The sequence below is a fragment of the Leptolyngbya sp. ST-U4 genome (assembly GCF_039962215.1).
In the GTDB taxonomy this organism is placed as follows: Bacteria; Cyanobacteriota; Cyanobacteriia; order Elainellales; family Elainellaceae; genus Leptolyngbya_A.
The window spans coordinates 40023-52052 of sequence record NZ_JAMPKZ010000001.1 but is presented as its reverse complement, the minus strand read 5'-3'; the positions used below and the strand labels follow the sequence as shown (position 1 = coordinate 52052).

Annotated in this window: 11 protein-coding genes and 1 tRNA gene; 5 read left to right on the top strand and 7 right to left on the bottom strand. The window is 52.2% G+C overall.

Annotation, left to right across the window (positions count from 1 at the left end):
- Positions 1–9 precede the first annotated feature (9 nt).
- Entirely contained in the window at positions 10–120 is a 111-nt protein-coding gene (locus tag NDA02_RS00220) for an NAD synthetase (protein WP_190791131.1), read from the top strand.
- A gap of 29 nt (positions 121–149) precedes the next feature.
- On the opposite strand, the gene NDA02_RS00215 is transcribed toward NDA02_RS00220, so the two are convergent.
- Complete coding sequence (locus NDA02_RS00215) at positions 150–2480, bottom strand: N-6 DNA methylase (protein WP_190791130.1); 2331 nt, start codon at positions 2478–2480, stop codon at positions 150–152.
- A 215-nt stretch (positions 2481–2695) separates the two neighbouring features.
- Here NDA02_RS00215 and NDA02_RS00210 point away from each other — a divergent pair, with 215 nt between their 5' ends.
- Entirely contained in the window at positions 2696–3400 is a 705-nt protein-coding gene (locus tag NDA02_RS00210) for an ROK family protein (RefSeq protein WP_190791129.1), read from the top strand.
- A gap of 185 nt (positions 3401–3585) precedes the next feature.
- Here the strand turns inward: NDA02_RS00210 and NDA02_RS00205 are convergent, their stop codons facing one another.
- Positions 3586–5121, bottom strand: a complete 1536-nt coding sequence (locus tag NDA02_RS00205) for a trypsin-like peptidase domain-containing protein (protein ID WP_190791128.1) — start codon at positions 5119–5121, stop codon at positions 3586–3588.
- 372 nt (positions 5122–5493) lie between these two features.
- On the opposite strand from NDA02_RS00205, the gene NDA02_RS00200 reads away from it, so the two are divergent.
- A complete protein-coding gene (locus tag NDA02_RS00200) occupies positions 5494–6498 on the top strand; it encodes a pentapeptide repeat-containing protein (RefSeq protein WP_190792449.1) in 1005 nt (334 codons plus the stop codon).
- A 244-nt stretch (positions 6499–6742) separates the two neighbouring features.
- Here NDA02_RS00200 and NDA02_RS00195 read toward each other — a convergent pair whose 3' ends face one another.
- The 4 genes from NDA02_RS00195 to NDA02_RS00180 all read right to left on the bottom strand — a co-directional run bounded on the left by NDA02_RS00195 (position 6743) and on the right by NDA02_RS00180 (position 9404).
- Positions 6743–7132: a hypothetical protein gene (locus tag NDA02_RS00195; RefSeq protein ID WP_190792450.1), complete on the bottom strand. Its 390-nt coding sequence runs from the start codon at positions 7130–7132 to the stop codon at positions 6743–6745.
- Between the two features lie 137 nt (positions 7133–7269).
- Positions 7270–8925, bottom strand: a complete 1656-nt coding sequence (locus NDA02_RS00190; protein WP_242067391.1) for a DUF2079 domain-containing protein — start codon at positions 8923–8925, stop codon at positions 7270–7272.
- 120 nt (positions 8926–9045) lie between these two features.
- Positions 9046–9216, bottom strand: coding sequence for a hypothetical protein (locus NDA02_RS00185; protein ID WP_190792452.1), 171 nt, complete (start codon positions 9214–9216; stop codon positions 9046–9048).
- 104 nt (positions 9217–9320) lie between these two features.
- Positions 9321–9404, bottom strand: a tRNA-Leu gene (locus NDA02_RS00180).
- Positions 9405–9588: 184 nt separating this feature from the next.
- Between NDA02_RS00180 and NDA02_RS00175 the strand changes: the two genes are divergently transcribed.
- A complete protein-coding gene (locus tag NDA02_RS00175) occupies positions 9589–10359 on the top strand; it encodes an SDR family oxidoreductase (RefSeq protein ID WP_190792453.1) in 771 nt (256 codons plus the stop codon).
- Between the two features lie 39 nt (positions 10360–10398).
- Here the strand turns inward: NDA02_RS00175 and NDA02_RS00170 are convergent, their stop codons facing one another.
- Positions 10399–10932: a hypothetical protein gene (locus NDA02_RS00170; protein WP_190792460.1), complete on the bottom strand. Its 534-nt coding sequence runs from the start codon at positions 10930–10932 to the stop codon at positions 10399–10401.
- A 357-nt stretch (positions 10933–11289) separates the two neighbouring features.
- On the opposite strand from NDA02_RS00170, the gene NDA02_RS00165 reads away from it, so the two are divergent.
- Positions 11290–11916 (top strand): hypothetical protein, encoded by a 627-nt coding sequence (locus NDA02_RS00165; RefSeq protein ID WP_348254237.1) that lies wholly within the window; start codon positions 11290–11292, stop codon positions 11914–11916.
- Positions 11917–12030 lie beyond the last annotated feature (114 nt).

The following is a 12030-nucleotide window of genomic DNA, read 5'->3' as shown; positions in this document are numbered from 1 at the left end:
AGAATGGGTATGGAAAATACGGCTTGGCTGGACTGGACAATCGGCGGTCTGGCGATCGTAATTTTGATAGGAGGATTGGCAATGCTGTTCGGTGGCGTAGGTGCAATGAACCGCAAGTAAGAGCGCGGAAAAAAATTGCTCTGGTTGAATCAATCTCCCCTGGTGGGGCTAGCGTTTACTGTCCTTGCTGAACTGTCCTTGCTGACATGAGTTTGCGTGATTGTCAACGCTTCCTCATCTGTCAATCGATAGAGATGTGCAATCCGCTGATCTATCTGGAGATCGATTTCTGTATTAGATTTTGTGAATCGATCGACTGTATTTTGCAATCGTTCACTGATGCTTGTCTGAGCTAAATCGATGATTTCTGCGTAGATCTCACGGTCGATCGATTGGGTAGGGTCGGGGAGATAAATGGGCAGAGATTTAAGCTGTGCAGTGCCGATTCGCAAATAACCACTCTGAAGCTGATTTCCGCTCGCGCGATCGCGCAAATAGGCAGTGAGTAAATGGCTGTTCAGCAATGCCAGCAAATATCGCCAGTCGATCGATTGGGGAATTCCCAGAATAATACAGGTTGATTTGCCTGCTAGCAGGGTTCCTGTCGCATCCAGCAAGCATTCTAGCTGCTGTGAGAGCCCAGCAACGATAATTTTGGGCTGGCGTGCCTGCTGCTGCCGCCTTGCCGTGAGATAGTGCAGTCGATCGCTGCTTAGAATCGGGTGCTGATAAATTTGTCCCAGATAGCGAGTTGGCTTTTTGCCCCACTGCAGGCAGTAGCGATCGATCGTGCCGCTATTTACGAAGCGAAAATGCTCTAGGGCAGGCGTTGCGCAATCTTGTATCCAGGGTTGCAGCGCATAAGCTTCCGCGACTGTGGCGGCTCCATATACTTGGGCGATCGATCCCAGAGTGGGCAATTGCTGCAATCGCTGCATTAAACGAGCGTGAACCGCAGACTCAGCGAACTGCCAGCAAGCTTCAGGACTTTCTGCATTTTGGTTGAGCCAGCCCGATCGCTGCACCTGCGTCAGATTTGCCATGACCTCGTAGCGCACTGGGGTTTGATTCGGCGGCGATTCCTTCTGCACCATATACACCAGGGGGTAAACTGATGCTGCAAAGACCGGAACCTGAGCATAGTCGCGAATCAGCAGCAATCGGTGTTGCATCAAGAGCGATCGCGTCTGTGCCGCGTAGGGAGCCGATGCCAACTTATTGGGCACAATCAAACTCGCAATACCCCTCGATCGACAGAGCATTAACGCCTTCTCGATAAAGACGCAAAATAAATCCCAGTTGCCGATCGCTGTTTGATAGTGGGTCGCGCAATAGGTGCGCCAAGTCGGACAGGAGAGCATCATCTGCTCTGAATCTAGATAGGGCGGATTGCCAATCACTCCACCAAATCCTCCCGATCGCATTACTGCTGGAAAGGCAGTTTCCCAGTTCAGCGGATGGGTTGCACGATCGAGTTTTGCTGTTTCACGAGTTCTCTTTTGGAGAGAAATTGCATCTTCATCGAGTAAGGCATTACCAATTTTTAGATTGGCGTTTAGGTTAGGCAGTGGATCGGGTGGCGTATTGTCTAGCCCGATCGCGCCCTCGAGCAGTTTCAGCCACAGCGAAATCTGGGTGACTGTGACGGCTTCCGGGTCGAGATCTACGCCATAGATGCAGTGCTGCAAAATCTGCTGACGGGCTGCCCAGGACAGTTGCCATTCGCCTGATTTGTTTTGCCTGAGCAGGTCATGCCCGGTTGGATAGTGGCTGACCACCTGTTGAAGCTGCCAATTCAGCAAAACTTGATAGGCCTCCAGCAGAAAAGCGCCACCGCCACAGGCAGGGTCAAGTAAACGCGGCAGGGAACCAACGGTTTGCACATCAGCCAATGCTTTAGAGGGTTCGAGCAATCGATCGATCGTCTGCTGCACGATAAACTGTACGATTGCCGCGGGGGTGTAGTAAATGCCTTGAGATTTACGCTGAGAAGAACGAACAGGAGAATCCTTCAATAAGGTTTCATAAATCTGTCCTAACAAATGAGTGGAACAAAGGGCACACAAATTCTCCGATTGATAAAGACGACCAATGATCGATCGCAGCAGTCGATCGGTTAACGGTAGATCGGGTTCAAGCTCCAGCGCAACGGGTAAGCTAGCAAAACGGGGCTGTACCGATCGCCACAGTTCTACCAAACGGGAATAGAGCCGATCGCCCTGCTGCAACTGCGCGAGGGATTCGGGTTGCGATTTGAGCGGGGATAGCTTGCCTGGATGAAACCGTTGGTCTGAAGCGAAGCCTGATAAACCCTGATTTTGCTGCTCTAGCAGCCGTAGCACAAACAGAATCAGGATGAGATGTCGCGGCGCTTTAGCGTGAGCGGAACTTTCTGATTGAAGGCTAAGTTCGGTGGAAATGGCTTTTTGCCATGCCCGAATTTGCTTAAGTAGAGCAGTGATTTGAGGATTTTGGCGCATTTTTAAAGGCGGCGAGGCTTCTTAAAATCATGGCAAAGATTCGTTGAGCGCGGCGCATTAGCCTCCATAATCAAGTTGATAGAATTTAAGGGAAATCGCTTCGCCCCCGTGAAGCCAGGCAACGACTCAGGCAAAAATTAGATCCCGATTTAGATCCCAATTCAGGCAACCATTCAAAAGGACGATCGTAAATGCTGGAGGAATTCCAATCCGACATGGCTTCTACTTCTGCACAGCCGCTCACTCTGGCGGTAGACATTGGCGGCAGTGGGGTGAAAGTGATGACCTTAGATCCAGCAGGCAACCCGCTTTCGGAGCGCGATCGGCTAGACACGCCTGCACCCGCAACGCCTGACTCGGTTTTGCGGGCAATTCGGCAGCTTGCACAAGACAAATCATTCGATCGCGTGTCGGTGGGCTTTCCGGGGGTCGTGCGGCAGGGGACGTGCTACACGGCGGCAAATCTGGATAGCGGCTGGCTTGGCTTCAATTTGGGCAAAGCGTTGTCTGAAGCGTTGGGCAAACCTGTGCGCGTGATTAATGATGCTGATATGCAGGGATATGGGGCGATCGAAGGGCAGGGCGTTGAACTGATGATGACGCTGGGAACTGGAACCGGCTTTGCTTTGTTTATCAACGGTATCCTTGTGCCCAATTTGGAACTCGGACATCATCCCTTTCGCAAAGGCGAGACTTACGAGCAGCAGCTTGGACGAGCCGCCCTTGACGACATTGGTAAAAAACGCTGGAACGAACGGCTCCAAAAGGCGATCGCCACTCTGAGCCATGCGTTTAACTACGATCGGCTATATCTGGGCGGCGGCAATGCCAAAAAAATCGAGATTACACTGCCTGAGAATGTGACGATCGTGCCAAATGTGAACGGACTGCTGGGGGGAATTGCTTTGTGGAAGGACTAGGGCAGGAGCACGATGCTGGGAAGAACTGAGTTAACTCCGCTCATGCTCAAAATCTCTCAATTCTGGGGGATTTAGGGGGCTGAAGAGTTTTGAAAACCAATCAGAAAACTTGTGTCTACACGATCGCCCCAGTTAAAACATTAGAGCTTCTAGAGTTTAGAGCTTCTGGAGCTTCTCAAACCCCTTTATAACTGCTGCTGCGATCGAGCTAGAAACTGCTGTACGATTTCGATTGGAATACTCACGCCCTGTCCGGTGCTTTCCTGAATGGCACGGTTCACGCCGATCACTTCGCCTTTGTTGTTAAGCAGTGGACCGCCACTATTGCCCGGATACAAAAAGCCGCTTGGGGTACGGATGCACTGACGATCGAGGGCACGACTGCCGCAGAGACTGTCCGTTCGCATCACCTGTGCCTGGCTCATTTTCCAGTGGGTTCCCATCGGTGAGCCGATCGCATAAACGGTATCCCCTGTCTGAACGTCTTTGGTGCTATCTGCCAGGTTTGCGGTGGGCAGCCCGTTTGCGCCCTCAATTTGCACCAGAGCCAGATCGATCGCCGGATCGCTGATGATTACCCGTCCGGCAAATTTGCGTCCGTCTGCCAGATGTATGGTTGGCGTAGGGTTATTGGCAGTCACATGATGGTTGGTTAGCACTAAGCCATCCGATCGCAAAATAATTCCTGCTGCGGGGGCGTAGCCGCTGTCTACGTGAATCCAGAGTTCGACGGTGAAGGGCTTGGCGTTGGCGTAAAGGGTGCTTGAGTCCAGCACAACAAGCGGATCAGCATCTTTGCCGCGTAGCCAACTGGGCAGCAATCCCTTAATTTGTGACCAGTTTGGAAACGGTGAGCCTGCATCGGAATCGCCATGGGGGGACGGTGGGCGATTAGGACTTCGGACAGAACGATTTGGATTAGGCTGGAAAGTTGCTTGGGGAGTGTCTGAGAAATTGGATTCAGCCAGCGACCTTCCGGGCGGCTGCGTGGCAAGCCGATTGCCTCCTGCCCGATCGCGGATTAAAAACGCTTGCAGTGCCTGATCGCGGACGAGTCCAGCCATCAGCGATTGTGGATCCGCACTTGCGCTGTCCATACCAGACGGAGTGATGCCACTAAGACTGGAAGTTTGCTGACGTTGGCGATAAGCAATTCGCCGTCGAGTGACTTCGATCGCTGCTTGCTGGGGATTGGGCGATAAGGCTGCCAGGAAAGATCTGCCGTCTTCTGTGCCAAAGGCAAGCATCGTGTCCAGACAGGCAATGTCGAGCGGCGCGATATAGCTGCCACAGTTTCCCTGCTGCCAATAGGTTTGATAAATTGCTTCCACTTCCGACGGCTGAAGATTGGCGATCGGCTGCGGCAGCTGTCCCTGCGACTGTCTCCAGCGATCGTACTGTGCCTGAGTAATGCCTTCCCGGGTTTGACTGCTGGGATCAATCTGCTGCGATAACCCGGTAACAGCTTGAAAGGCATTCTCAAAACCCGCCAGACGAGGCGAAGCAGTCCCCCCCCTGGGATAATCAGCAGCAGCAGGCGCGTCAGCGGTTGGACGATTTAATTCATTCTGCGAAGCAGAAAAATTGCCTTGCAGCAGCCGGGGCAACACCAAAGCAACGGGCAGCCATACGACTGCCATCAGCAGCCAGGAATTTGACTGAGGTTTGCGTCTGCGAGGACGGCGAGGACGGCGCGGCTTTGCTTGCATAATCACCAGCATACGCGAGACTCAGGTAATTCAGGCACCCTTTAAAGCCTAGATAATTACCATCAGACTAAATTAAGTGCCTTCAGTTGATGCATCGAACGGAACGACTGCCTGCCGGATGACTCGGAAGCAGGGCAATTTGCGGGTAATGATTGAGGCTTAGCGGGCTGCAACGGTTTACCCCCACCCCAAACCCACCCCCAGACCTACTTTCCGATCGCCCTCCTCTTTCCCAAAACTTTCCAGAATCAAAATCAATTCAATCTCCGTCCAATTTCCTGGAGCAAATTCAAATTTCATCCTGAGCGAGCGTGGCGATCGACGGATATCGTTTGAAACGCCTTCCTCACGCTGCATCCATTATTTCTTGCTTCGGTATAAAAAATGGTTACATCCAGATATCGTCATTCGGGTTGGGCTGGGCTAAAGCTGGCGATTGGGCTGCTGGCGGTCGGACAGACGACGATCGGGCTGCTGTTAGTAAACAATCTGGCACGAGCCGATGAGTCAGAGCATGAACCGTTTCGACGGGCGACGATGAATCGATCGATCGGATCAGATCGTGAGAGCCAGCTCGAAAATTATCAGAACCAAATACACGACATGGTCGTCGATCAAAAGCTGAAAGAATCCCCTCCTGACAGCCAACTTCGCGACCTGGCAACTCAAAATACGCTGGAACTGCTCAACCGACTGGACGGACAGCGCAAAGGACAGCTCATTCGGTTTCTGCTGGAGTCGAATCTGATTACCAGCGATGAGGCAATTATTCTGCTGGCGGGCGCAGATCTGAGCAATGCAGATTTAACGGGTTCCAGCCTGCCCAACGTAGACTTAAGCGGCGCGAATCTGAGTGAGGCAAAGCTGAGCCGCACCAATTTCAGTGGGGCAAAGCTATTTCGGGCAAATTTGGGGCGATCGGATTTGACCTTTGCCAATCTAAGCAATGCGGCTCTGTTTCGCAGCAACCTGAGCAACGCCCGCCTGTTTTTCTCGAACTTGAGCAGTGCCGATCTCAGCGGGGCAGATCTGACTTCTGCAGATGTCTCGCTTAGCAATTTAAGCAACGCTAAACTCGGCAACGCAACCCTGATTCAGGCAAATCTCTCCTATGCCAACCTCAATCGGGCAAATCTTGGAGCGGCCAAGCTGAGCGAAGCCAATCTCGCGTTTGCCACCCTGCCGCAAGCCACCCTCACCGGCGCGAATCTCAGCAGCGCAAACCTGCAAAACGCCGACCTCAGCCAGGCAAACCTGAGCGGAGCCAGCCTTCAGGGAGCGAATCTGACTGGGGCAAATCTGCGAGGTGCAAACTTAACGGGCACGAACCTGAACGGTGCAACCTTTAGAAATACAACGATGCCCGACGGCTCGATTCGCAATCAGTAGACCTGCTGGGAAAATTGCGTTTTATTCGTAACGATGGGGGCGATCGCGATCATAAGGTCTGTTACAGGAATCGAAAATTCCCTGCATCCCCCAGTCCCTCCTCCCAGCAGGGACGAAGAAAAGCAAAACGATCGAGCATGAGTCAGGTGAAGTTTAAGGTTTCTCTCTCAGGGTGGGCAAGACATTTAGGGAGAGGGCAAGCATTGATGCAGAAGGTCGAATCATTAACCTCGCAAAAATCAGCTTAGCGAGAAGACATATCCTCCGATCGCTGTTCCCAATCACTGCACGTCTCGGTTTCGACTCCGTAAGGGTGCATCCCGCAAACCAGATAATTGCCGTTGTAGGTACGTCCGTGAAAATGAAGACAGCCGCGACAGGCTTTGGGCATCGGCGGATGTCGGCGCAGGCGTTCCTGATTCATCCGTCTCAGCATCAAAACATAAGCCCTTGCCTCCGCAGCCCTGGCTTTGCGCTCTCGCTCTTCGTCAAGCAGCAGCCGCGTAGTTGTAAAGCCAAACGCACTTGAACTAACGATCGCCCCGCCAAGCTGCAAGGTGGGATTGTCAGTCTGCGCCATGAAATAAATTGTCATTCCTGCTGCAATTCCGCTCAGGATGACTTTGCCAATCATGATCCTTACTGCTTAGATACGAAGTTGATACCCGGATGAGGCGAGTAATTTTTGGAAGGTATGAATCAAATCTAATCCATCCCTTTTCTGCCGCCATATACATTTGGGGTAATTTAGAGTAGATTTTTTCTTGCTCCCTACCCCTTCTGAAAAATTGGCTCAAGAGTCTGCCGATAAGCCGTCCATGCTGCGAGTGCATCGCGATTGGACTGGGCACGAAGCTGCATCAGTGCCACACCATCCTCAAAATCAATCATGCCGTAGCGGCGATCCAGCAAGGTCGAAACCCAGTCTGCGGTGGTTTTAAGGGTTTGGCGATAGTCAGCAAAGGCAGGCTCATACTGCTGCAGATACCACAAATCCGCCACAGCATATTGGACGCGAATCACCTCGCGATCGTCATTCCGCAGCCGAGTTCCGGGAAACCGCTGTGCCTCTCGACGGTTCGACAAATGCGCCACGATATGGTCAGTTGCCGTTACGCTGGCATCGGGCGGAATCTGCGTTAGAAGCGATCGAATTGCCTGACTGTGTTCTGCCTGCCGCACTGGAGAAACATAGACCCATGGCTGAAACGAATCAGGAATTAGAAACGACAGAACCCGATTCGGGTTTGAAGTGACGGTAAACAGCAGCGACAGCGCAATGCAAAACGCCCAGAAGCGGCGAAACCTCAGCTTTCTAAATAAATCCGGGTGCTGCGTCCACCACAAAATTGCGCCATAAAACAGTCCCGGAACCAGAGTCATGGCATAGCGTAAATGCAGCGACAAAGCCGTGATGTCTTCCCGTTGCAGCAGCGTTTTGGTCATCGGCAGCCCCGCTAGCAGCCACGCACTCGGCGACAGAATCGGAATAAACGCGAGCGGCAACCACTGCCCCAGCAAATAGCGCAGCGTTCGATCGATCGGCGTTACCAGTTCCACCAGTAGCCGCCAGGGATTGCTAATAATCGCCCACAGCACTTGCAGCGTCGAGGCTTCCCGATCGCCCACAAACTGCCCAAACTGCTCGATCATAAAGCGATCGGAAATGTCCCGCGAGATCATCGGCATGATCACGTTGGTGAGCGTCACTACATAAATCACGCTCATCACACAAAGCACAATCCCGATTCGGGGAAATCGCCGATTGGCAATCCCAAAAGCCCCAATGCCAAACAGCAAAATGCCGCTATCTTCCCGCACCAGCAAAATCAGCACTGACAGCAAAGCGATCAGCCACCAGCGACGCTTTTCTAACGCCCAAAACAAGCCAAAACTGTAGAGCGGAATCTGGCAAATATCGTGAAAGTTTGCAGCCGTAGGGCTAATGACCGCGATCGCCGCATAGTAACTTCCCGCAATCCAGGCAGAAAGCTGCGGCGGGTGATAGTGCCGTGCCAGCGCATACAGCACCAGTCCGGCGAGCGTCACCAGCGTTACCTGAAGCACCGACAGGCCTGCCGGAGACGGAAACAGCGCGTACCAGGGCAACCACAGCAGCAACGCGGGCGTAAAGTGCTGCCCCAATCGTCGATAGGTTACGTCGGGCACGTCGCCCTGCATCACGGCAACCGACTCGGTAGACGACAGCGAACTTTCAAACCAGCGCCCGTGTAAGTTATTCCAGAACACCTGATTAAAGATGCCTTGGTCGAATGAAACGTAGGTTGGATAAAAATTAAAATATCGCTGTAATGCCAACCCACAGCAAACGATCCAGAAAGCGATCGCGATCATCAAAACCAGCCGCAACTGGGGTTCTTTTTGCCACAGATTTGTCTGCGGCTTTTGTTGCGACTTTTTCTGCAACTTTCTCTGCGACAGTCTTTTTCGCCACCAATTCTGCATGAACCCAATCTACATGAGAGGTTGCCAATGCTCTAGTCATTACCCTCTCATGTCTGACGCATCGAGTCCAGGGCAGAATGTCTAGAACCGGATGATTCCGTAATATGCGCCGGCTGCGATCGCCAGAAGCGTTAATACCCCGATCGAGGTGCTGACCAAAAACAGAAAAGAGGGCTTCTTCCCAAGCGGCTGCTCGCTGTCATGCAATACGCCTGCGGGTTGCTTCTGTACCGGATCTTGCTGAACTGCCATCGCTTTTTGTCCTGACGAAACATCTCCCTGATTTTCCCGCCCTGCCTAGTGAATCACATCTGGCAGCAGGACTACCTGCAAAGATAGATCTCGCTAGAAACTGATGGGGGTGGAGGGACTTGAACCCTCACGACTTTATCGGTCAACGGATTTTAAGTCCGCAGCGTCTACCATTCCGCCACACCCCCGTGGCTTACTGCGTTAAAAGTAGATTCAACAGCAGCAAATTACAGACCTTTGATTGTATCCGATCTCTTGCGATTCCAGCAGATTTTCTCACCTTCTGCAACAGACCTTCTCTGGAATCCTTGATTGGCAAGCGTGGTACTGTAAACATTTGAAACGAACTTTGAAACGATCGGAATCCAGGTCATGTCCCTTCCCCATCAAATCGTTCTGATTACCGGAGCCAGTAGCGGCATTGGTGCTGCCTGTGCAGAAGTCTTCGCGGCTGCGAACGCCCGACTGATTCTGACAGCGCGACGAGTCGATCGCCTGGAAACCCTCGCGGCAACCCTAAAGGCACAGTACGGTACTGAGGCTCACCTAATCTCGCTGGATGTGCGCGATCGTCCTCAAGTAGAAGCTGTGATTCAAGCTCTGCCGGATCCATGGAAGGCGATCGATATCCTGGTGAACAACGCAGGCTTAAGTCGGGGCTTGAGTAAACTCCAGGAGGGTGAGATTCAAGACTGGGAAGAAATGATCGATACCAACGTTAAAGGCTTGCTATACATCACTCGTGCTGTGCTTCCGGGAATGGTGCAGCGTCAGCGCGGGCACGTTATCAATATCGGCTCGGTTGCCGGACATCAGGTGTATCCCGGAGGAAATGTCTACTGCGCGACCAAAGCCGCTGTGCGATCGCTCACCGAATCTTTAAAGATTGATTTATTGGGAACACCTGTGCGAATTAGCTCAGTCGATCCGGGGATGGTCGAAACTGAGTTTAGCGAAGTGCGGTTTCGAGGCGATGCAGAAAGGGCAAAGCGCGTTTACCAGGACACAATTCCACTTACTGCCAAAGATATCGCAGACGTTGTTTTGTTTTGTGCAACCCGCCCGCCCCATGTAAATATCAGCGAAGTGCTTGTCATGCCCACTGACCAGGCAACTCCGACAATGGTGCATCGTCGATCGTGAGGATGGCTTGAAATTCAAGCGTTTTTCGCCTAAATTCTTCTAAAACCTTACACCCAAGCCTCCCTGAATCGAAGTGGCAGATTGGTTGCTGTCTCGATAGGCATCAAAGGCAATAATCGCGTTGCCAAACAGCACTAGGTTCGTATCGGGGAAGCTGTAGTCTATCCCTGGCTGAATCACAAACGAGGTCTGGTCTCCCAGCGGCGAACTGCTCTCTGCATCACCGCTCTGAAGCGCAACGCCCGCCCCAATATAAGCATCAGTATCCCAGTTGATTGGAATATCGTAAGATACGGTCGGCACAAACGCAGTGCGATCAGAAATGAGAGCCTGAGCACGAAGCGAGATCGGTGCTTCGAGCAATCGGTAACGCACTGCAATGACTGCTCCTGCCGAGCTACTTTCGCCGTTAGGTCCGCTAGAAAGTCCACCCGATGCGCCAATCCCGATATAGCTCCCGTAGGCAGCTTGGGCAGAAGCAGGCTGAGAAGTCATACAAATGCCAGCACCGATCGCCAGTCCCGCTAGGGCCGCAGTTCCAAGGCTCAGCGCAGCGCGTCCAAGATTTTGCATACTCATCAAAAATCTCCTCATTCGACCATGAATTGGCTAATTGTCCAAAATTCACATATCGCTATCCCACCAACATTAGCGCAACCCTAGATAAAAAACCACCAATTGTAGCGGAGTGAATCAGGTTAACAACGCTAAAAGCATTTCTGAACCCACGATAAAAACCTGCTGGGAGTTGAACCTTCAATCATGAGCCTTCAATCAGCAGTCATTCTGATAAGAGGGCACCGATTCGGACGTGAAAATGGATTAACTCTATCGATCCACAGTGAGTGCGATTGATTCATTCCTTGTCAAACAGGGAATAGTAAAGGCAATCTCCTTTCGATCTCATTCTCCTGTTGCACCCTTTTTCTTATGAAGCTTCTGTCGCGATCGCCCCGAAAAGGAAACTGCCTTGCATCGATTTTGCTGCTGTCTCCGCTCCTGCTGCCGCTTGTCCCAACTTCGATCGCTGCTCAAGAAAGGCAGGGGTGCTACATGATTAACGCAGGCGGACGCTTGATTGACCTGGGCGAACTTTGTCCGGTTGCCACGCCCTTTCAAACGACGGGAACGCCCCAGCTCGGAACGGGCGATATTCAGGTGACGCTTCGCTGGGCATCGTCTGACGACTTAGATTTAGCGGTGACTGACCCTAGCGGCAATACGGTCACGTATTCCAATCCTCGCGTTGCTTCAGGTGGGCAGCTTGACGTTGACGCCAATGCAGGCTGCGGCGAAATTACCCCAACTCCGATTGAAAATATTTTTTGGTTACCTGGTCAGGCAGCTCAAGGCGAATACTCGATCGCGGTTAACCTTTATCAGCGCTGTGGCTCTGGCTCAGAAGCAATTCCGTTTAACTTGACGCTGCTAGTGCAGGGCAACACGCGCACCCTGAATGGAACCGTGAATGATCAAAATCCAGTCGCAAACTTCCCCTTTGCCGTCGGAGCTGGGGCGACTCAAGCTGCAAGAGCCGCTGCCCCATCGTCACCGTAAACTCAATCAAAAAGCTCTTGTCTCGAAAATAACCTGTAAAACAATTGTGCTACTTTAGGTCAACAAATTAGAATGAGATTGAGATAACGCGGAATTGGCTTTGCTCTGCTTTAG

Bases quoted from the DNA above. Each gene is read 5' to 3' on its own strand.
- NDA02_RS00220 (WP_190791131.1), top strand. From the start codon at position 10: ATGGAAAATACGGCTTGGCTGGACTGGACAATCGGCGGTCTGGCGATC.
- NDA02_RS00215 (WP_190791130.1), bottom strand. From the start codon at position 2,480: ATGCGCCAAAATCCTCAAATCACTGCTCTACTTAAGCAAATTCGGGCA.
- NDA02_RS00210 (WP_190791129.1), top strand. From the start codon at position 2,696: ATGGCTTCTACTTCTGCACAGCCGCTCACTCTGGCGGTAGACATTGGC.
- NDA02_RS00205 (WP_190791128.1), bottom strand. From the start codon at position 5,121: ATGCTGGTGATTATGCAAGCAAAGCCGCGCCGTCCTCGCCGTCCTCGC.
- NDA02_RS00200 (WP_190792449.1), top strand. From the start codon at position 5,494: ATGGTTACATCCAGATATCGTCATTCGGGTTGGGCTGGGCTAAAGCTG.
- NDA02_RS00195 (WP_190792450.1), bottom strand. From the start codon at position 7,132: ATGATTGGCAAAGTCATCCTGAGCGGAATTGCAGCAGGAATGACAATT.
- NDA02_RS00185 (WP_190792452.1), bottom strand. From the start codon at position 9,216: ATGGCAGTTCAGCAAGATCCGGTACAGAAGCAACCCGCAGGCGTATTG.
- NDA02_RS00175 (WP_190792453.1), top strand. From the start codon at position 9,589: ATGTCCCTTCCCCATCAAATCGTTCTGATTACCGGAGCCAGTAGCGGC.
- NDA02_RS00170 (WP_190792460.1), bottom strand. From the start codon at position 10,932: ATGCAAAATCTTGGACGCGCTGCGCTGAGCCTTGGAACTGCGGCCCTA.
- NDA02_RS00165 (WP_348254237.1), top strand. From the start codon at position 11,290: ATGAAGCTTCTGTCGCGATCGCCCCGAAAAGGAAACTGCCTTGCATCG.